Here is a 19,619-nt window from a genome sequence, read left to right as displayed (position 1 = left end):
CAGATCAGTGCTTGGCGCGCTCGGACAGCTTCATCGCGCCGAACGACATCGCCACCGCGATCGCGCCCAGGATCACGAAGGTCTTCACCGACGCGTAGAACAGGTCCGGATTGATGCCCTCATCCGTGTAGAGCACGAGGCCGATCGCGGCGAGCGGCAGGGACAGCAGGATGAAGAGGGGGACGAGCGGGTTCATGTTCGACACTCAGATCCGGCACGCGGTCATCCGCGGCTCATAGGCAGCGCGCCTGCATATCACCCCGCCGCGCAGCTTGGGACCCCACAGGCTGCAGTTTTTCTCCGGACCGGCTGGACGCAAACAGATACGCAAGCATTTAGCCCGATATTGCCTCTGCGAGAGGACAAAACCGTATGGCTCGGACGTCGGTTACTTCAAATGGGATGGGGCGCGAAGCGTCCCCGGTTGACCTTCTCGCCCTCCATATCGGCAAGCTCCTGCGTCATCCTGCCTACCGGCGCGCGAGCATCGTCAGTCCGCTGCTGCTGCGCCATCTGCCGCACGGGTCCGGCTACGACTGGAACGGCGAGGCGGCCCTGCGCGAGCGTCTTCGCCACGCCGCCCTCGATCAGGCGAGCCTCGACCACCTCCTCCGGAACGTGCAAGCCGAGTGTCAGCGCCTGCGTCAGCCAACCGAGCGCTGAGCCGGCTCACGCCGGGACCCGGACGGTGGCGCGCAGGCCGCCCAGCGGGCTGTCCTGCAGGGTGATGTCGCCGCCGTGAGCCCGGGCGATGTCCCGGGCGATGGCCAGCCCGAGGCCGGACCCACCGGCATCCTGGCGGGCATCGTCGAGCCGAACGAACGGCTTGAACACCGCCTCGCGGCTCTCGGGCGGGATGCCCGGCCCGTCATCGTCGATCGAGACGAAGAAGGCGCGGGCCTCCAGGCGTCCGGAGATCGCCACCGTCTCGGCATAGCGGGCCGCGTTGGCCGCGAGGTTGAACAGGCAGCGCCGGAAGGCGCCCGGCCGCACGGTGATCTCCGGCGCGCCGACGAGGTCCACCGTCGAGACGTGCGCGCCGAGGCGCTCCACGTCGCTCCGCAAATCCTCCAGCAGGGCGCGCATGTCCGTGGGCGTCGCGGGTTCGGCCGAATCGCCGCGCGCGAAGGCGAGGTAGCCCTCCAGCATCCGGCTCATCTCGTCGACGTCGCGGCTGAGATCCTCGATCTCGCTGGTCTGCTCGACCAGCGCCAGGGAGAGGCGGAACCGCGTCAGGATGGTGCGCAGGTCGTGACTGACGCCGTTGAGCATCGTGGTGCGCTGCTCCATCGCCCGCTCAATGCGCCGCTTCATCTCGATGAAGGCGTGGCCGGCCTGCCGCACCTCGCGGGCGCCGCGCGGCCGGAACTCGATCTCCCGGCCCTTGCCGAAGCCCTCCGCCACGGCGGCGAGCCGCAGGATCGGCTTGATCTGGTTGCGCAGGAACAGGATCGCCACGCCGAGCAGGACCAGCGAGGAGCCGATCATCCAGACCAAAAAGATGTGCGAGTTCGACGCGTAGGCCTGGCTGCGCCGGGCCGTGATGCGCATCACCCCGTCGGGGATCGCCACCCGGATCTCGATCAGGTTCGAGCGGCCGACGGTGTCGATCCAGAACGGGCGCCGGATCTGACGCTTGATCTCGTCGGACAGCGCCTCGTCCAGGATCGAGAAGAACGGTCGCGGGCCCGGCGGCGGCAGCTTGGCGCCCTTGAGGATGTCGAGGTCGAGATTCAGCCGCTCGCCCGCGATCCGCGAGAGGGTGTCGGCATCCTTGTCCTGCGGGTAGCTCTCGTAGATGTCGATCAGTGCGGCGACGTCCGCGGTCACGGCCGCGGACAGGCGCTTGGTCACCAGCTGCCAGTGCCGCTCCATGAAGGTGTAGGCGATCACCGACTGGAGCAGGACGACGGGCGCGATGATGATGATCAGCGAGCGGGCGTAAAGTCCCTTCGGCAGCACGTCGCCGATCGCCCGGCTGAGGCGCTTCCAGAGCCGGTGCGGGCCAGAGCGCGGCGGATCTTTTCGCAGAGCGCGCGCGAGGGCGGGATCGGGGGCGTTCATGGGGCTGGGCGCCGGGGCCGGGCCCATCGGGAGGACAAGGCATCGGTTTCAGCGAAAATTCCACCCCACGCCCGCATCCTGAGGTGCGGCGCAGCCGCCTCGAAGGAGGGCTCCACCCAGCCGCGCGATCCCTGGAGCCCTCCTTCGAGGCCTCCGCTTCGCTCCTGCACCTCAGGATGAGGGCTTGTGTTGGATGGGCCGAACACGTCTCGGGATACCGCCTGCGCGAAAGGTTGTCCGGACAGAGTATGGCCGCACGCCGCGTTCCGCCATCGTTCTCTGACACGCGCTTCAGCCGCGAAGGCTTCTTGCACGGCGGCGCCCGGGCCATACCTGAGGGGTGCGGGGGGCGCCCGCCGGCCGAAGGTCTTCGAGGCCATGCTCAGCACCGATACCGACATCCTCACCGCCGCCGAGTCCTGGCGGCGCGACGGCCGCGCCGTGGCGCTGGCCACCGTCATCGAGACCTGGGGCTCGGCCCCGCGGCCCGTGGGCAGCCATCTCGTGGTCGACGGTGAGGGCAATTTCCTCGGCTCCGTCTCGGGCGGCTGCGTCGAGGGCGCGGTGATCACCGAGGCGATCGAGGTGATCGAGGCCGGTGCCCCACGCGTCCTCGAATTCGGCGTCGCCGACGAGACCGCGTGGCGGGCCGGTTTGTCCTGCGGCGGCCGGATCCGGGTCTTCGTCGAGCGGGTCGACTGATGCGCGCCGACCTTCTGACCGAACTCAACGCCGAGCGGGCGGCGCGCCGGGCCGCGATCCTCGTCACCGACATCGCCGACGGGAATCAGCGCCTCGTGCGCGAGGCGGAGATCGCCGCTGATCCGCTCGGGGCGGTGCTGGCCAAGCATCTCGCGTCCGGGAAGAGCGGCCTCGTCGAGGTCGACGGCCGGACGCTGTTCCTCACCGTGCAGGTTCCGCCGGTGCGGCTCGTGGTGGTCGGCGCCGTCCACATCTCGCAGGCGATGGCGCCGATGGCGGCGGGGCTCGACCTCGCACTCACGGTGATCGACCCGCGCACGGCCTTCGCGACGCCCGAGCGCTTCCCGGGGATCGAGCTCGTGGCCGAGTGGCCGGACGCCGCGCTCGGGCAGAGCGTGCCGCCGCTCGACCGGTACAGCGCGCTCGCGGCCCTGACCCACGACCCCAAGATCGACGATCCGGCCCTGAAGGCGGCGCTGACGGCCGGGTGCTTCTACGTGGGCGCCCTCGGCTCGCGGAAGACCCATGCGGCCCGCGTCGCGCGGCTCACCGAGGCCGGGTTCTCGCCCGAGCAGATCGGCCGGATCCGGGCGCCGATCGGCCTCCCCCTCGGGGCGGTGAGCCCCGCCGAGATCGCGCTCGCCGTGCTGGCCGAGATCGTGGCGGCCCTGCGCCGCGCGCCCCGTCCGGAGGTCGCGTGAGGTTCGGTCCCGTCCCGGTCGCCGAGGCGGCCGGGCTGATCAGCGCCCATTCCGTCCGGCGCGACGGCATCACCCTTCGCAAGGGGGCGGTGATCGCCTCCGACACGGCGGCGTCCCTGGCGCGCGCCGGCCTGTCGGAGATCGTCGCGGCGACCCTGGAGCCGGGTGATGTCGGGGAAGACGCGGCCGCTGCTCGTCTGGCCACGCATCTTGCGGGTCCGAATCTGCGCGTCGAGCCGCCCTTTACTGGCCGCTGCAACCTCTTCGCAGAGACGGCCGGGGTCCTGACCCTGGATCCCGCGCAGATCGACGCCGTGAACGCGGTGGACGAGGCCGTGACGGTGGCGACGCTGCCGCGCTTCAAGCCAGTCGTCGCCGGCGAGATGGTCGCGACCGTGAAGATCATTCCCTACGCGGTGTCGGGTACGGTGCTGGATCGCGCCGACGCGGCGGCTGCGGGCAGCGCGCTGGCGGTCGCACCCTATCGCCGGCGGCGCGTGGGCGTGGTCTCGACCCGCCTGCCCAGCCTCAAGGAGACGACCATCGACAAGACCCTCCGGGTGCTGGCCGAGCGCCTCGTCCCGGCAGGCGCCGAGATTGTCGCCGAGACCCGGGTGCCGCACGCGGCCGAGGCGGTCGCCGCGGCACTCGTCGACGCGACCGACCGGGCCGGGGCCGACCTCGTGGTGGTGTTCGGCGCCTCGGCCATCGCCGACCGGCGCGACGTCATCCCGGCCGGGATCGCGGCGGCGGGTGGCCGGGTCGAGCATCTCGGGATGCCGGTCGATCCCGGCAACCTGCTGCTGATCGGCACCCGGAGCGACGTGCCGGTGATCGGCGCGCCGGGCTGCGCGCGCTCGCCCAAGGAGAACGGCTTCGACTGGATCCTGCACCGCCTGCTGGCCGATCTGCCCGTCAGCCGCGCCGACATCGTCGCGTTGGGGGTTGGCGGGCTGCTGATGGAGATCGTCTCGCGCCCGCAGCCGCGCGCTGGCGGCGAGACCGCGGGGGACGAGACGGAACCGGATCCGGACGCGCATGGCTGAGATCGGCGCTGAGATCGGTACGGTCTTGCTCGCCGCGGGTCTCGGCAGCCGCTTCGGCCCGGCGCCGAAGCTGCTCGCGCCCCTCGACGGCAAGCCGCTGGTGCGCCACGCGGCCGAGGCTGCCCTGGGCGCCCGTCCGCGCCCGGTGGTCGCCGTGCTGGGTGCGCATGCGCAGGCCGTGCGGGCCGCCCTCGACGGGCTCGACCTGATCGGCATCGACAACCCGGATTACCGCGCCGGTCTCGCCACCTCGCTGCGGGCCGGGCTCGCGGCTTTGCCGGAGACCTGCTCGGCCGCCGTGGTGGTGCTGGGCGACATGCCGCGCGTCACCGCCGCCCATATCGACCGCCTCGCGGCGGCCTTCGCGGGCGCGCGAGTCGAGCCGGCCGCCGTGGTCCCGGTGCAGGACGGACGGCGCGGCAATCCGGTGCTCCTCAACCTCCGCCGCCTCGGTCCCGAGATCGCCCGCCTCGACGGCGACCATGGCGCCGGGCCGCTCCTGAAGGGACGGGCGGACGTGCTGGAGATCCCGGGCGATCCAGGCACCGCCCTCGACATCGACACGCCGTCGGGTCTCGCCGTCCTGCAGGGCAGTCCGGCCTGACCGGTCAGCCCTCGGCCGCGTTGCGCTTGCGCGCCGTCTTGGCCTCGGCCCGGCACCGGTCGGAGCAGTAGCGGACCTCGTCCCAGACGCGCTCCCACTTCTTGCGCCACGCGAACGGCCGACCGCACTGCGCGCAGACCTTTTCCGGAAGGTCGCCCTTGCGGCGCATTGGCGGCATCGTTCCTCCTCCGAACCTCGGTCCGGCCGGCCATCACCGGCTGGCCGGCTTCGGGTCCGCCGATCCCCGGAGGCGGGCATCCAGGAGGCTTGCCAAGCCCAGCATGAGTGCCAGCCCGCCGAGATTGACGGCGACCTGCAGCGGCCATGTGGCGTCGAAGGTGCGGTAGAGGATGCGGCCGATGAGCGCCGCCAGGCAGCCGGCCCCGAAGACCTCCAGCGAATGCCGGCCGCAGGCATCGATCCGCCGGAATTGGCGCCACCGGCTGACGCGCAGCACGGCAGGAGCGCTGAACAGCAGGTAGCTCAGCGCCAGGATGTTGAGCAGGCGCAAGGGGCCGACATGGCTCTTGTCCGGCACGTCGATCGCCAGCGGCCGCAGGTCCGGCAGGCCCCAATCGGTCCACGATCCCCCCTGGAACAGGGCGAAGATCAGATAGGCCGCGGCTGCGGCCGCGGCCCAGCCCCGCCAGGGCAGAAGGCCGTCATGGGCGCGGACAGCGAGGGCCAGGGCAGCCCCGATCACGAACAGGAACTGCCACGCGAACGGGTTGAAATACCACCCGTCATCCGCCGTGGCATTCGGCAGGTTCAGCTGGTGATCGAGGTTGGCGGCGAGCCACAGGGTGCCCGACAGGGCCAGGACACCCCAGACGCCGCGCCGCATGCCGAGATAGATCAGCGGGAACAGCGCCAGCAGCAGGATGTAGAGCGGAAGGATGTCGAGGTAGTTCGGCAGCGCGTTCAGCATGAGGCCGCGCAGCAGGCCCGGCAGGAGCCCCATCTGAAGCAGCGGCGCGACGCCGAAGCGCGGCGTCAGGCCGGTGAGGTCCATCCAGATCCGGACGATCACGAGCGTCGCGAGCAGGAGCCCCGCCTGGAACAGGTAGATGCGCAGGCAGCGCCGCAGGATGCGCGCGACCGCCGTCCGGATGCCGGCGCGGCGGAACAGCCCGCCATAGGCGATCATCGAGGAGTAGCCGGCCAGGAGCACGAAGATCTCGGCGGCGTCCGAGAAGCCGAAATTGTGCAGCGTGAACAGGGCCGGCGCGTTGCGCGGGATGTGGTCCACGAAGATCGTCAGCAGCGCGAAGCCCCGCACCACGTCAACCCGCGCGTCGCGGATCGGCTTGGCGGGTTTCGGCCCGGCCTTGGGCCGGTCGGCGGCTGCTGGCCGCGCAAGATCCTCGGTGGTTGCCACGCAGCCCGTCATCGCGCCGTTCGCCAGCCGGATCGAACGATGCCGGCCGCACTGCAACATAGTGCGGTGGTGCGCAGCCGCTGCACGAGACCGCGCCGATCACGCGTCTTTGTTCCGGTATGGACAACAGCCCGGCCTGTCGAGGGTACTGCCCAGGCGATCGATGCAGCGGGACATCCCGCGAAGCTGAGCAGCGTGATCAACCGCCGAACGCATCCGCTCTCGCATCGCGCCCGCACCCGCTATAGAGGCGGCGGATCGATCCGGCTCGGGTCGTCCATGCTGCCGAGAGGCCGGATCCATGCGCGTCCTCGTCACCGGAGCCGGAGATTACCTCGGCCGCCGCCTGCTCGAAGCGCTGCGGCTGGGGCTGCCGGCCGGCAGCCACATCCTCGGCATCGACCGGACGGCACAGCCGCCCCTCGACGGCGTGACTTTCCGCGAGGTCGATCCGTTCGAGGCCGGCACGCTTGCCCAGGCGGTCGCGGCCTTCGATCCGGACATCGTCTTCCATCTCGCGGCCCTGGCCTCGGTGGCGCAATCGAGCGAGACGCCGTCCTATGCCTGGCGGGCGGATCTGCTCGGAACCTTGACCCTCGCCGAGGCGGTGGCGAAGACGCGCGCCGCCCTCGTGTTCCTGAGCTCGACCGTGGTCTACGGGGAGGCGTTCCGGGATCGTCCGCGCCCGGACGAAAGCGTGACGCCAAGGCCCGACACCATCTCCGGGCGGACCAAGAACGCCTGCGAGTACATCCTGCGCGACGTGCTGGCCCATGCCGGCGTGAAGCACCTCGTGCTGCGGCCGTCGAACTACATCGGCCCCGGTCAGAGTGAGACCTTCGTGGTGGCCTCCTTCGCGGCCCAGATCGCCCGCATCGAGCGGGGGCTGGCGGCGGCGAGCCTGGACGTGGGCGACCTCTCGGCGGCGCGCGACTTCTTCGACGTCGCCGACTTCACCGCGGCGTGCCTGCGCGTCATCGAGCGGATCGACGCTCTGCCCGACGGCGCCATCTTCAACGTCGGATCCGGGGTGGTCACGTCGGTCGCGGAGATCCTCGACGCGCTCCGGACGATGACGGAGGCGACCTTCACGGTCCGGGCCACGCCCGACCGGGTCAGGCCGCAGGGTGTGCGCAGCGAGGGCTGCGACCCGGCGGCGTTCGCGGAGGCCACCGGATGGCAGCCCGCCGTTCCGCTCACACGCAGCCTGGCGGTGATCCTGGACGAAGCACGGGCACGCCTCGACTGATCACGCCCGGCTGAAGCAAACCGTGCGGGCCGCTCCCAGCCCACCCTGCGGGCGGGAGCGGGTTCCAGCGGCGCTCAGCGCGAGAAGCGCTTGTACTTGATCTTCTTCGGCATGATCGAATCCGCCCCGAGGCGGCGGACCTTGTCGGCCTCGTAGTCGGAGAAATTGCCCTCGAACCACTCGACGTGGCTGTCGCCCTCGAAGGCGAGGATGTGGGTGGCGATGCGGTTCAGGAACCAGCGATCGTGGCTGATGATCACCGCGCAGCCGGCGTAATCCTCCAGCGCGTCCTCGAGGGCGCGCAGGGTCTCCATGTCGAGGTCGTTGGTCGGCTCGTCGAGGAGCAGCACATTGGCGCCGCCCTTCAGGGTCCGGGCGAGGTGCACCCGGTTGCGCTCGCCGCCCGAGAGGGTGCCGACCTTCTTCTGCTGGTCGGGTCCCTTGAACGCGAAGGCCGCGCAATAGGCGCGCGAATTGATCTCGCGCTTGTTGAAATAGATGATGTCGTTGCCGCCAGAGACCTCCTGCCAGACCGTGGCGTTCGGATCGAGGGCGTCGCGCGACTGGTCGACGTAGCCGAGCTTGACCGTCTCGCCGACCTCGATCTTGCCGCTGTCGGGCTTCTCCTGGCCGGTGATCATCTTGAACAGGGTGGTCTTGCCGGCGCCGTTGGGGCCGATCACCCCGACGATCCCGCCCGGCGGCAGCTTGAACGACAGATCCTCGATCAGCAGCCGGTCGCCGAACGCCTTGCTGAGGTGCTCGAATTCGATGACGTTGTTGCCGAGCCGCTCGTCGATCGGGATGACGATCTGCGCGGAGGCGTCGACCTTCTGCGCCTGCTTGGCGACAAGCTCCTCGTAGCGGGTGATGCGCGCCTTCGACTTGGACTGGCGCGCCTTCGGCGAGGCGGCGATCCACTCCTGCTCGCGGGCGATGGAGCGCTGCCGGACCATGTCCTCGCGGCCCTCCTGCTCTAGGCGCTTCTGCTTCTGCACCAGCCACGCCGAGTAGTTGCCCTCGTACGGGATGCCCTTGCCGCGATCGAGCTCCAGGATCCAGCTCGTGACGTTGTCGAGGAAGTAGCGGTCGTGGGTCACGATCAGGATCGCGCCCGGATACTGGCGGAGATGGCCTTCCAGCCAGTTCACCGTCTCCGCGTCGAGGTGGTTGGTCGGCTCGTCGAGGAGCAGCAGCTCCGGCTCCCACAGGAGCAGCCGGCACAGGGCGATGCGGCGCCGCTCGCCGCCCGAGAGGGTGGCGACCGGCTGCTCGTCGCTCGGGCAGCCCAGGGCCTCCATGGCCTGATCGACCTTCGAATCGAGCTCCCAGAGACCCAGCGACTCGATCCGATCCTGGAGCTCGGTCATCTCGTCGGCGGTCTCCTCCGAGTAGTTCATGGCGAGCTCGTTGTAGCGGTCGAGCATGGCCTGCTTCTCGGCGACGCCCTCCATCACGTTCTCGCGGACGGACTTGTTCGGATCGAGCTGGGGCTCCTGCGGCAGGTAGCCGACGCGCGCGCCCTGCGCGACCCAGCCGTCGCCGGTGAAGTCCTTGTCGATGCCGGCCATGATCTTGAGCAGCGTCGACTTGCCCGAACCGTTGATGCCGAGGACGCCGATCTTGGCATCGGGGTAGAACGACAGGTTGACGCTATCCAGGACCTTCTTGCCGCCGGTATAGGCCTTGGTCAGGCCCCGCATGTGGTAGATGAATTCGCGAGCCATCGCGGACAGTCCTCGGCGTGGTGTGCGGGAATGCGCAGTGCGTGCCAGCGGCACGGGCCAGGTGCGGGGCGTCTGCACCCGTCCTGTACGCGCGTTCTCCAAGATATAGAATGACGCTGTCCGAGTATCAGCCCCGCCGGGAAGCGGCAAGGTTGCCGCTTGAGGGGCAGGCAGGCGCGGTGGTCAGGCGAACGGATTGCGGACCGCGGTCGGCGCCGCGTCGGGCATGTCCGCAACCACCTCCGGCAGGTCGCCGGCCTCCAGGGCCTTCACGATCGCCGCCAGGGTCTCCCTGAGGCGCTTGGCCTGCGCGAGGCCCGCCTTGTCCCGCGTCAGGTCGAGGGAGCCGTGCACGGCGATTCGGTCGGTGCCGTTCTCGAACGACAGGGCGCCGACGCTGCGCACGGTGGCGTCGTCGGCGAAGGGCTCGAACCTGTCCTGGCCGTCGTCGCCGTGTTCGGGCCGGCTGCCGTGCCTGTCCTGGGCCATGGTCGCTCCCCTCAGAAGATCGAACGCAGGAGATCGTGCACGACCTTGCGCAGCACGCGATACCCCTCGCGCCGGAGCCAGTCCTGCCACGTCTCCTCCCGGCGCGGGCGGTGCTCGTCCGAGCGCGCACTGGCGTGCGGATCGGGCAGGGTCATCGCGGCATTCCGGGCCGCGGCCGGAAGGCCCGGGAACACGTCGATCCCCGAGACGCGGGTCAACTCGTCGATCGAGACCGCCCGCCAATCCTTCGAATCGTCGTTGGGCGCAAGGTAGGCGCCGGCCTGCCCGCTCGCCGGATCATAGAGCGCCTTGAACAGCCGGGTCGGAACCAGCACGCCGCCCCGGATCTGCTGCACCGCGTCGCCGGAGAAGATCACGCCGGTGACCACGAAGATCGACCCGCGCCGGCTCGCCAGGCGCCGGACGCTCTCCTCGATGTCGGCCCAGAGGCCGCGGTTCAGCACCCGGTTCTGGGGCACGATGTTGGCGAGGCTGAACGATTCGGCCTGGGCTTGCAGCGTCGGCATGTCGCCCGCCGGCGCCAGATGGCCCCGGTCGAAGCCGCTGCGGACGTAATCCTCCAGCGACGCGCGCTGGTCCTCCGGCAGCCGCGCCTCCTCGTGGAAGGAATCGTCCCGCGCCACCGTCCGCGCGTCGGCGACGCTCGCGCGGGTCAGATGCTCGGCCGCGTAGAGCGGCGTGCGCGCCGTTCCGGAATGGAGCACCGCGAAGGCCTCGAAGCACAGCGGCACGGTCCGCGCGGCGAGCTTGGGATTGGTGAGGACGGGCGCGCGGCCGTCCGCGAACAGCGCCGGACAGGCCTCATCGGCGCGGGCCGGCGCGGCGAGGACTGCCAAAGCCAGGATTGCGGCCCAAAACTTTCGGCGTCGCCTCACCAGCATACCCGCACCCGGCGCGGGCCTTCAGGGGTCGGGCGATCCCGCCACGCGCAGGGGCGACCCAGATTGCCGACGAAGGGTCGCGCATCGCGGTCCGGCCCTCCGGGGACCGCCCGCGTTGGACAATCGCCCAGGAAGTTGCAGAGGAAGTCGAGATTGCCGTCCGGGGGGCGCGGCTCGGCGTAAGCTTGGCCGCTTCCGGTAATCGCGAGCGTGAGCAGGATTGTGCACAGACGAGCCGGGCTCAAAAGCGGACCTCTTGTGGCGGTTAGGGCACGTGAGCGGAAAAAAACGCCGGCCCGACATTGATCGCGCCGCCGATCATCCGTAACTGGCACTATCATGACAGCGACGGACGGGCGGGTTCTAGCATGAACGCGTACCCCCGCGTGCTGGCGTCGCGGTGGCCTCGGGCTCGCGACGGGGCCGTCGCCACACTCGAACGAGCGGATGCGACCATTGGCAATATCACCTGAGCAATCGGCGTTGCTGGATCGTGTCCCGAATCCTGCGGCGTTGCGCGGGCTTCCGGAATCGGAGCTGCAGGCGGTGGCGGACGCGGTGCGCGCCGAGATGATCGACGCGGTGTCGATCACCGGCGGCCATCTCGGCTCGGGGCTCGGCGTCGTCGAACTCACCGTCGCCCTGCACCACGTGTTCGACACCCCCGACGACCGCATCGTCTGGGACGTCGGCCACCAGTGCTACCCGCACAAGATCCTCACCGAGCGTCGCGACCGCATCCGCACGCTGCGCCAGGGCGGCGGCCTGTCGGGCTTCACCAAGCGGAGCGAGAGCGTCTACGATCCCTTCGGCGCCGCCCACTCCTCCACGTCGATCTCGGCCGCGCTGGGCATGGCGGTCGCCCGCGACCTCGACAACGCCACCGCCAAGCAGACGGGCGGCGCGCAGAAGCGCCGCAACGCCATCGCGGTGATCGGCGACGGCTCGATGTCGGCCGGCATGGCCTACGAGGCGCTCAACAACGCCGGCGCCCTGCACTCGCGCCTGATCGTCATCCTCAACGACAACGACATGTCGATCGCGCCGCCTGTGGGCGCCATGTCGGCCTACCTCGCCAGGCTCGCCTCGGGCGGCGCCTACCAGTCCCTGCGCGAGACCGCCAAGCAGCTCGGCAAGCTCCTGCCGAAGGCCCTCTACCAGCGCGCCGCCGCGGCCGAGGAATACGCCCGCTCGCTGGTGGTGGGCGGCGGCACCATGTTCGAGGAGATGGGCTTCCACTACGTCGGCCCCGTCGACGGGCACAACCTCGACCACCTGCTGCCGGTGCTCAAGAACGTCCGCGACGCCGAGCACGGCCCGATCCTGCTGCACGTGGTCACCCGCAAGGGCAAGGGCTACGCACCCGCCGAGGCCAGCGCCGACCGCTACCACGGGGTGGTCAAGTTCGACGTGGTCTCAGGCGTGCAGGCCAAGGCCAAGCCGAACGCGCCGGCCTACACGCGGGTGTTCGGCGAGAGCCTGATCAAGGCAGCCGACGCCGACGACAAGGTGGTGGCGATCACCGCGGCGATGCCGGGCGGCACCGGCATCGACCTGTTCGGCAAGGCGCATCCGGACAAGACCTTCGACGTCGGCATCGCCGAGCAGCACGCGGTGACGTTCGCGGGCGGGCTGGCCACCGAGGGCTACCGGCCGTTCGTGGCGATCTACTCGACCTTCCTGCAGCGGGCCTACGATCAGGTCGTGCATGACGTGGCGCTGCAGAACCTGCCGGTGCGGTTCTGCATGGACCGGGCGGGCCTGGTCGGCGCGGACGGGGCGACGCATGCGGGTGCGTTCGACCTGGCGTATCTGTGCTGCCTGCCGAACATGACCGTGATGGCGGCGTCCGACGAAGCCGAGCTGGTGCACATGGTGGCGACCGCCCACGCCCATGACGCGGGCCCGATCGCGCTGCGCTACCCGCGCGGCGAGGGTGTCGGTGTGGAGCTTCCGGAGCGGGGCGAGGCACTGGCGATCGGCAAGGGCCGGGTGGTGCGCCGGGACGCGGAGGCGCGGGTGGCGATCCTGAGCCTGGGCACGCGTCTGTCGGAGGCGCTGAAGGCGGCCGACACGCTGTCCGATCAGGGTGTGGCGGTGACGGTGGCGGATGCGCGCTTTGCCAAGCCGCTGGACGAGGCGCTGATCCGGGAGCTTGCGCGGGACCACGAGGTTCTGATCACGATCGAGGAGGGCTCGCGGGGCGGGTTCGGCGCGATGGTGCTGCATCTCCTGGCGGAGCGGGGGGCTCTGGATGCCGGGCGGGTCCGGGTGCGGACGATGACGCTGCCGGACAGCTACCAGGACCACGACAGCCCGGAGAAGATGTACGCCGAGGCCGGCCTGGACGCCGCCACCATCGTCAAAACCGCCCTCGACACCCTGCCGGAGCGCAAGGAAGGCCGTTCGCGCCTGCGGCTGGCCTGAAACCCGGCGTTCGCCACGCGGTACGGGCATGCCGCCGCGTCGCTTGCCGCCTCGACGGTTCGATGACACAAGCGCGGCGCGGCTGGGGATCCCCGGCCGCGCTGGTTTTCGGTAACCCTCCAGATCCGTGATGGCAGAGGCCACAACCCCCGGCTCTTCCGAGATCGGACCCGTGCTGATCACCGGCGCGAGCGGCTTTCTCGGATCCGCCTTGGTCGACGTGTTCCGCCGGGCCGGCTTCCCGGTGCGCATCCTCGTGCGCGCCTCCAGCCCGCGCCGGAACCTCACTTGGACCGACGTGGAGATCGCCGAGGGCGACATGCGCGACCCGGCTGCCGTGGCGGCGGCGATGCGCGGCCAGCGGTACCTGATCCACGCCGCGGCCGATTACCGGCTCTGGGCGCCGGACATGGAGGAGATCGTCCGCACCAACCGCGACGGCACGCGCCTGATGATGCGCGCGGCCCTCGAGGCCGGCGTCGAGCGGGTCGTCTACACGTCGAGCGTCGCGACGATCAGGCCGCCGGCCGACGGCGTCACGCCCTCCGACGAGACCATGCCGCTGACGCCCGAGACCGCCATCGGCGCCTACAAGCGCAGCAAGGTCGTGGCCGAGCGCGTGGTCGAGGAGATGGTCGCCCGGGACGGGCTGAAGGCGGTGATCGTCAACCCGTCGACGCCGATCGGCCCCCGAGATGTCAAGCCGACGCCCACTGGCCGGATCATCCAGGAGGCGGCGCTCGGCAAGATGCCGGCCTTCGTCGATACCGGGCTCAACCTCGCCCATGTCGACGACGTGGCCCAGGGTCACCTGCTGGCGCTTCGCAAGGGGCGGATCGGCGAGCGCTACATCCTCGGCGGCGAGGATGTGTTCCTGTCGCAGATGCTCGCCGACATCGCCGGCATGGTCGGCCGCAAGCCGCCGACCGTGAACCTGCCGCGGGCGGCGGTCTACCCGGTGGCGTTCTTCGCGCAGCTCGCCGCCCGGGTCACCGGCAAGCAGCCCTTCGCGACGATCGACGGGATCCGCATGTCGCGCTACCGGATGTTCTTCTCGGACAGGAAAGCGCGCGCCGAGCTGGGCTACACGGCCCGGCCCTATCGCGAGGGACTGTCCGACGCGATCACGTGGTTCCGCGAAGCGGGGTACCTCGCATGAGCAGCCTCGATTCCGCCACCGCGACGCGCTCCGGCAAGGGCCACCGTGACGAGAACTTCCCCGTCGCCTCGCACCTGATCCATCCCCGCCATCGGGGTGCGATCCTGGCGTTCTACAACTTCGTCCGCGCCGGCGACGACGTCGCCGATCATGCCGCGCTGTCGCCCGAGCGCAAGATCGAGCTCCTCGATCGCCTGGCCGATTCGCTGACCGGTGCCGGCCCGTCCGACCTGGAGGCGGAGCCGCTGAAGCGCGAGCTCGCCGCGCGGGCGCTGCCGCCGCGCCATGCCCTGGAGCTGCTCGACGCGTTCCGGATGGACGCGCGCAAGAACCGCTACGCGAACTGGGACGAGCTGATCCACTATTGCCGCTACTCGGCCATGCCGGTGGGACGCTTCGTCCTCGACGTGCATGGCGAGGATCCGGCCCGGGTCTGGGGGCCGTCCGACGCGATCTGCGCGGCCCTCCAGATCATCAATCACCTGCAGGATTGCGGGAAGGATTTCGCCGGTCTCGACCGGGTCTACATCCCGCAGGACGCCCTCGACCGCCACGACGCCAACGTGGCGATGCTCGGCGAGGCCAAGGCGCCGCCGCAGCTTCGGGCCGTGATCCGCGAGCTGGCGCAGAAATGCCTGGACCTCCTCGACGAGGGCGCGGTCCTGCCGGACCTGATCGATGATGTGCGCCTGTCCCTGGAGATCGCCGCGATTCATCGGCTCGCCGTCGTGCTCGCCAAGGGCCTGACCGAGCGCGATCCGCTTTCCGAGAAGGTCCATCACGGCAAGGCCGCCTTCGCCCTGACGGCGCTCGGCGCCGTCGCCGCCACTCTGGCCCGCCGGCCCTTCCGGGGTCGGACCGTCCGGGCCGCCGCTCAAGGAAGCCGTTCGTGAGCGCCACCGCGACCCCCGCGCCCGCCGAGCAGGGCACCGCCCCGGCGCTTCCGGCCGCCGGCTCCTCCTTCTACACGGCCATGCGCCTGCTGCCGAAGGAGCGGCGGGAGGCGATGTACGCCGTCTACGCCTTCTGCCGCGCCGTCGACGACGTCGCCGACGATGGCGGCACCCGCGCGGTCCGACAGGCCGAGCTCGACCGCTGGCGCGCCGACATCGACGCGCTCTACGCCGGCCGTCCGGCGCCGCGGGTCCGCGACCTCGTCGAGCCGGTGCGCCGCTTCGGCCTGAAGCGCGAGGATTTCCAGGCGGTCATCGACGGCATGGCCATGGATGCAGTGAAGGATATCGTCGCCCCAGACGCCGACACCCTCGACCTCTATTGCGACCGGGTCGCGAGCGCGGTCGGCCGGCTGTCGGTGCGGATCTTCGGCATGCCGGAGGCGGACGGCATCCGGCTGGCCTGGCACCAGGGCCGGGCGCTGCAGCTCACCAACATCCTCCGCGACATCGACGAGGATGCCGAGCGCGGCCGCCTCTACCTGCCCCGCGAGAAGCTCCAGGCGATCGGGCTCAACGAACCGTCCCCGGTCGAGGCGATCAGCCACCCGCGCATCGGCGAGGTCTGCCTCTCCCTCGCGCGCGAGGCCGAGGAGCATTATCAGGCCACCTGGGAGATCATCCGGCGCAGCCCGCGCAAGGCGACCAAGGCCGCGCGCCTGATGGCGGCGGCCTACCACCTCTATCTCAAGGCGGTCCTCGAACGCGGCTGGGCGATGCCCCGCGCCAGGGTCAAGCCCGGCAAGCTGGCGCTCCTCGGCGTCGTCCTCCGGCATGGCCTGATCTGATGGGAACCGTCCACGTCGTCGGCGCCGGTCTGGCCGGCCTGTCCGCCGCTGTCGCGCTGGCCGAATCCGGCGCCCAGGTCGTGCTGCACGAGGCCGCCAAGCAGGCGGGCGGGCGCTGCCGCTCCTATTACGATCCGGCGCTGGGCCTGACGATCGACAACGGCAACCACCTGCTGCTCTCCGGCAATGCCGACGCCCTGGGTCTCCTCAAGACCGTCGGCGCGCCCGCCGACGCCCTCGTCGGCCCGGACGCGGCGGAGTTCGACTTCGCCGACCTGAAGACCGGTGAGCGCTGGCGCCTGCGCCCCAATGCCGGGCGGCTGCCCTGGTGGGTGATGAGCCCGTCGCGCCGCGTGCCCGGAACCCGGGCTCGCGACTACCTCGCCCCGCTCGGGATCCTGCGTGCCGCCTCCGGCAAGCCGGACGGCGCGGGCGGCACGATCGGCGCCCACATGGCTTGCGAGGGCGACCTCTATCGCCGGCTGTGGCATCCGGTGCTGCTCGCGGCGCTCAACACCGAGCCGCGGGACAGCGATGTCGGGCTGGCCGCCCGCATCCTGCGCGAGACCCTCGGTGCGGGGGGCAAGGCGTGCCGTCCCCTGGTGGCGGTGGAGGGCCTGTCTTACGCGTTCGTCGATCCGGCCGTGCGCTACCTCTCGGCCCGCGGCTGCCAGATGCGCCTGGGCCGGCGCCTGCGCGGGCTCGACGTTGCCGACGGCCGCGTCGCGCAGCTCCAGTTCTCGGACGGCGCCGAGGCGATCGGACCGGAGGACGGGATCGTGCTCGCGCTGCCGCCCTGGGTGGCCCGCGAGGTGTTGCCCGGTCTCCTCGCCCCGGTGGAATTCCGCTCCATCGTGAACGCGCATTTCGCGCTCGCGCCGAAGCCCGGCAGCCCGCTCGTTCTCGGCGTGGTGAACGCGCTCACAGAGTGGCTTTTCGCTTATCCGGACCGCTATTCGGTGACGATCAGCGGTGCCGACCGGCTGCTCGACGTGCCCCGGGAAGACCTCGCGCGCCAGATCTGGGCCGAGATCGCACACTTGTGCAATCTTGCACCGGAACTGCCCAGCTGGCAGATCGTAAAAGAGAAGCGTGCGACCTTCGCGGCGACGCCGGCGGAAGCCGCGCGGCGCTCGGGGGCCGAAACCGCCTACGACAATCTCGTCCTGGCAGGCGATTGGACAGCCACCGGCCTGCCGTCGACGATCGAGGGAGCGATTCGCTCGGGCAAGACTGCCGCGCGTGTGCTGCGCGCGGGTTCTGTCATGCGTGCCGGAAATGGTATGCGCGGCGCAGCTTGAGGCATGCGCGTCCGCCGGAAGGCGGCCGTTCGAGGCGAGGATTATGAGAGAGGCCGTAAGCAAAGTCGAGGCGCTGCAGCGCTCGAAGACGCAGGGGATCTCGCTCGACGATGTCGAGCGCGGCGTGGCGCATGCGACGCGCGCACTGACCGCCCTGGCGCATGACGACGGGCATATCTGCTTCGAGCTCGAGGCGGATGCGACGATCCCGTCCGAGTACGTGCTGTTCCACCATTTCCGTGGCACGCAGGTCGCCGACGGCCTCGAGGCCAAGATCGGCAACTACCTGCGCCGCACGCAAGGCCGGCATGGCGGTTGGGCCCTCGTCCACGAGGGGCCGTTCGACATGAGCTGCACGGTCAAGGCGTATTTCGCCCTCAAGATGATCGGCGACGACATCGAGGCGCCGCACATGCGCCGGGCGCGCGAGGGCATCCTGTCCCGCGGCGGCGCCGCCAACGCCAACGTGTTCACCCGCTTCATGCTGGCGCTCTACGGCGAGGTGCCGTGGCGCGCCGTGCCGGTGATGCCGGTCGAGGTGATGTTCCTGCCGAAGTGGTTCCCGTTCCACCTCGACAAGATCAGCTACTGGGCCCGCACCACCGTGGTGCCGCTGTTCGTTCTCCAGGCGACCAAGCCGCGGGCCCGGAACCCGCGCGGGATCAGCGTGCAGGAGCTGTTCGTGACGCCGCCCGAGAGCGTGCGCACCTGGCCGGGCTCCCCGCACGCCACGTGGCCGTGGACGCCGATCTTCGGCTTCATCGACCGGGTGCTGCAGCGGGTCGAGAATCACCTGCCGCGCAAGAGCCGGCAGCGGGCCATGGAGAAGGCCCGTGCCTGGGTCAGCGAGCGCCTGAACGGCGAGGACGGCCTGGGGGCGATCTTCCCCGCCATGGTCAACTCGGTGCTGATGTACGAGGTGATGGGCTACCGCCCCGATCACCCGCAGGTCCGCGTCGCCTGCGACGCCATCGAGAAGCTCGTCGTCGAGAAGGCCGACGAGGCCTATGTCCAGCCCTGCGTCTCGCCGGTCTGGGACACGGCGCTGGCGAGCCATGCCCTTCTGGAGGCCGGCGGCCCCGAGGCCGAGGCCCAGGCCCGCGCCGGCCTCGACTGGCTGAAGCCCCGGCAGGTGCTCGACATCGTCGGCGACTGGGCGGCGCGCAAGCCGAAGGTCCGGCCCGGCGGCTGGGCGTTCCAGTACGCCAACGCCCACTACCCCGACCTCGACGACACCGCCGTGGTGGTGATGGCCATGGACCGGGCCATGCACCAGCACGGCCTCGTCGCCGGCATGCCGGACTACAAGGCCTCCATCGCCCGCGCCCGCGAATGGGTCGAGGGGCTGCAGTCCGAGGATGGCGGCTGGGCGGCGTTCGACGCCGACAACAACCACATGTACCTCAACCACATCCCGTTCTCGGATCATGGCGCGCTGCTCGATCCGCCGACCGCGGACGTGACCGCCCGCGTGGTCGGGATGCTGGCGCAGCTCGGCGAGACCCGCGAGACCTCCCGGGCGCTCGATCGCGGCGTGAACTACCTCCTGAATGACCAGGAGGAGGACGGCTCCTGGTACGGCCGCTGGGGCATGAACTTCATCTACGGCACGTGGTCGGTGCTCTGCGCCCTCAACGCCGCCGGGGTCGATCCGGCCGATCCGCGGATCCAGCGGGCGGTCTCGTGGCTGATCCGCATCCAGAACCCGGATGGCGGCTGGGGCGAGGACGCCTCCTCGTACAAGATCGATCCGGCCTTCGAGCCCGGCTCGTCCACGGCCTCGCAGACCGCCTGGGCGCTGCTCGCCCTGATGGCCGCGGGCGCAGTCGACGACCCGGCCGTGACCCGGGGCATCAACTTTCTCACCCGCACGCAGGGCGCGGACGGGTTCTGGAAGGAGGAGCGCTACACCGCCACGGGCTTCCCGCGGGTGTTCTACCTGCGGTATCATGGTTACCCGAAGTTCTTCCCGCTCTGGGCGATGGCGCGCTTCCGCAACCTGAAGCGTGGCAACAGCCGGCGCGTCCAGTTCGGCATGTGATGTGATGGGGCCGGCCCGACGGGTCGGCTCCACCCGAGCCGGATCGCGGCGCGTTCGACCGTCCTGGTGATCGACCCGCGAGCCCCGG

19 protein-coding genes are annotated in these 19,619 nt (G+C 70.5%); 12 read left to right on the top strand and 7 right to left on the bottom strand.

The genetic code is table 11. The annotated features are described in order from the left end of the window. Positions 1–4: 4 nt before the first annotated feature. Entirely contained in the window at positions 5–196 is a 192-nt protein-coding gene (locus tag ABIE45_RS30150; RefSeq protein WP_192707839.1) for a hypothetical protein, read from the bottom strand. Between the two features lie 206 nt (positions 197–402). Between ABIE45_RS30150 and ABIE45_RS30145 the strand changes: the two genes are divergently transcribed. Beyond that, positions 403–663: a hypothetical protein gene (locus ABIE45_RS30145; protein WP_238199915.1), complete on the top strand. Its 261-nt coding sequence runs from the start codon at positions 403–405 to the stop codon at positions 661–663. A gap of 6 nt (positions 664–669) precedes the next feature. On the opposite strand, the gene ABIE45_RS30140 is transcribed toward ABIE45_RS30145, so the two are convergent. Then, positions 670–2,064, bottom strand: a complete 1,395-nt coding sequence (locus ABIE45_RS30140; protein ID WP_192707841.1) for an ATP-binding protein — start codon at positions 2,062–2,064, stop codon at positions 670–672. Positions 2,065–2,442: 378 nt separating this feature from the next. Between ABIE45_RS30140 and ABIE45_RS30135 the strand changes: the two genes are divergently transcribed. Genes ABIE45_RS30135 through ABIE45_RS30120 form a run of 4 tightly spaced genes read left to right on the top strand, consistent with a single transcriptional unit; the run spans position 2,443 to position 5,117 of the window. After that, entirely contained in the window at positions 2,443–2,766 is a 324-nt protein-coding gene (locus ABIE45_RS30135; protein ID WP_192707842.1) for an XdhC family protein, read from the top strand. Beyond that, complete coding sequence (locus ABIE45_RS30130) at positions 2,766–3,467, top strand: XdhC family protein (protein WP_192707843.1); 702 nt, start codon at positions 2,766–2,768, stop codon at positions 3,465–3,467. The genes ABIE45_RS30135 and ABIE45_RS30130 overlap by 1 nt, the downstream gene beginning before the upstream one ends. Then, entirely contained in the window at positions 3,464–4,513 is a 1,050-nt protein-coding gene (locus ABIE45_RS30125) for a molybdopterin-binding protein (protein ID WP_192707844.1), read from the top strand. Before ABIE45_RS30130 ends, ABIE45_RS30125 begins: the two co-directional genes overlap by 4 nt. Beyond that, on the top strand, positions 4,506–5,117 hold the full coding sequence (locus ABIE45_RS30120; protein ID WP_192707845.1) for a nucleotidyltransferase family protein: 612 nt from the start codon (positions 4,506–4,508) through the stop codon (positions 5,115–5,117). Before ABIE45_RS30125 ends, ABIE45_RS30120 begins: the two co-directional genes overlap by 8 nt. Positions 5,118–5,121: 4 nt before the next feature. Here ABIE45_RS30120 and ABIE45_RS30115 read toward each other — a convergent pair whose 3' ends face one another. Continuing rightward, positions 5,122–5,295 carry a DUF2256 domain-containing protein gene (locus ABIE45_RS30115; RefSeq protein WP_192707846.1) on the bottom strand — a complete coding sequence of 58 codons (174 nt, stop codon included), beginning with the start codon at positions 5,293–5,295 and terminating at the stop codon, positions 5,122–5,124. 33 nt (positions 5,296–5,328) lie between these two features. Next, the gene (locus tag ABIE45_RS30110) at positions 5,329–6,495 is read right to left on the bottom strand and encodes an OpgC domain-containing protein (RefSeq protein ID WP_192707847.1); all 1,167 of its coding nucleotides are present in this window, start codon (positions 6,493–6,495) and stop codon (positions 5,329–5,331) included. A 301-nt stretch (positions 6,496–6,796) separates the two neighbouring features. Here ABIE45_RS30110 and ABIE45_RS30105 point away from each other — a divergent pair, with 301 nt between their 5' ends. Then, on the top strand, positions 6,797–7,744 hold the full coding sequence (locus tag ABIE45_RS30105; protein ID WP_192707848.1) for an NAD(P)-dependent oxidoreductase: 948 nt from the start codon (positions 6,797–6,799) through the stop codon (positions 7,742–7,744). Between the two features lie 74 nt (positions 7,745–7,818). On the opposite strand, the gene ettA is transcribed toward ABIE45_RS30105, so the two are convergent. From ettA to ABIE45_RS30090, 3 genes are all read right to left on the bottom strand, one after another. Further along, positions 7,819–9,471 (bottom strand): energy-dependent translational throttle protein EttA, encoded by a 1,653-nt coding sequence (gene ettA, locus ABIE45_RS30100; protein WP_192707849.1) that lies wholly within the window; start codon positions 9,469–9,471, stop codon positions 7,819–7,821. Between the two features lie 183 nt (positions 9,472–9,654). After that, complete coding sequence (locus tag ABIE45_RS30095; protein ID WP_192707850.1) at positions 9,655–9,960, bottom strand: hypothetical protein; 306 nt, start codon at positions 9,958–9,960, stop codon at positions 9,655–9,657. 11 nt (positions 9,961–9,971) lie between these two features. Next, positions 9,972–10,862, bottom strand: a complete 891-nt coding sequence (locus ABIE45_RS30090) for a DNA/RNA non-specific endonuclease (RefSeq protein ID WP_192707851.1) — start codon at positions 10,860–10,862, stop codon at positions 9,972–9,974. A 447-nt stretch (positions 10,863–11,309) separates the two neighbouring features. On the opposite strand from ABIE45_RS30090, the gene dxs reads away from it, so the two are divergent. From dxs to shc, 6 genes are all read left to right on the top strand, one after another. Continuing rightward, positions 11,310–13,289, top strand: a complete 1,980-nt coding sequence (gene dxs, locus ABIE45_RS30085) for a 1-deoxy-D-xylulose-5-phosphate synthase (RefSeq protein WP_192707852.1) — start codon at positions 11,310–11,312, stop codon at positions 13,287–13,289. A gap of 130 nt (positions 13,290–13,419) precedes the next feature. Continuing rightward, a complete protein-coding gene (hpnA, locus tag ABIE45_RS30080) occupies positions 13,420–14,448 on the top strand; it encodes a hopanoid-associated sugar epimerase (RefSeq protein WP_192707853.1) in 1,029 nt (342 codons plus the stop codon). Beyond that, entirely contained in the window at positions 14,445–15,341 is an 897-nt protein-coding gene (hpnC, locus tag ABIE45_RS30075) for a squalene synthase HpnC (RefSeq protein WP_192707854.1), read from the top strand. The genes hpnA and hpnC overlap by 4 nt, the downstream gene beginning before the upstream one ends. Then, positions 15,338–16,189 carry a presqualene diphosphate synthase HpnD gene (gene hpnD, locus ABIE45_RS30070; RefSeq protein WP_192707855.1) on the top strand — a complete coding sequence of 284 codons (852 nt, stop codon included), beginning with the start codon at positions 15,338–15,340 and terminating at the stop codon, positions 16,187–16,189. The genes hpnC and hpnD overlap by 4 nt, the downstream gene beginning before the upstream one ends. Continuing rightward, positions 16,189–17,490: a hydroxysqualene dehydroxylase HpnE gene (gene hpnE, locus ABIE45_RS30065; protein WP_192707856.1), complete on the top strand. Its 1,302-nt coding sequence runs from the start codon at positions 16,189–16,191 to the stop codon at positions 17,488–17,490. The genes hpnD and hpnE overlap by 1 nt, the downstream gene beginning before the upstream one ends. A 43-nt stretch (positions 17,491–17,533) precedes the next feature. Next, entirely contained in the window at positions 17,534–19,531 is a 1,998-nt protein-coding gene (gene shc, locus ABIE45_RS30060) for a squalene--hopene cyclase (protein ID WP_192707857.1), read from the top strand. The last annotated feature ends 88 nt before the right edge of the window (positions 19,532–19,619 follow it).

It is taken from the genome of Methylobacterium sp. OAE515, assembly GCF_041806315.1.
GTDB classification, from domain to species: Bacteria; Pseudomonadota; Alphaproteobacteria; order Rhizobiales; family Beijerinckiaceae; genus Methylobacterium; species Methylobacterium tardum.
Note: the sequence above shows the minus strand (reverse complement) of the source record. Positions and strands in the feature narration are given on the sequence as shown.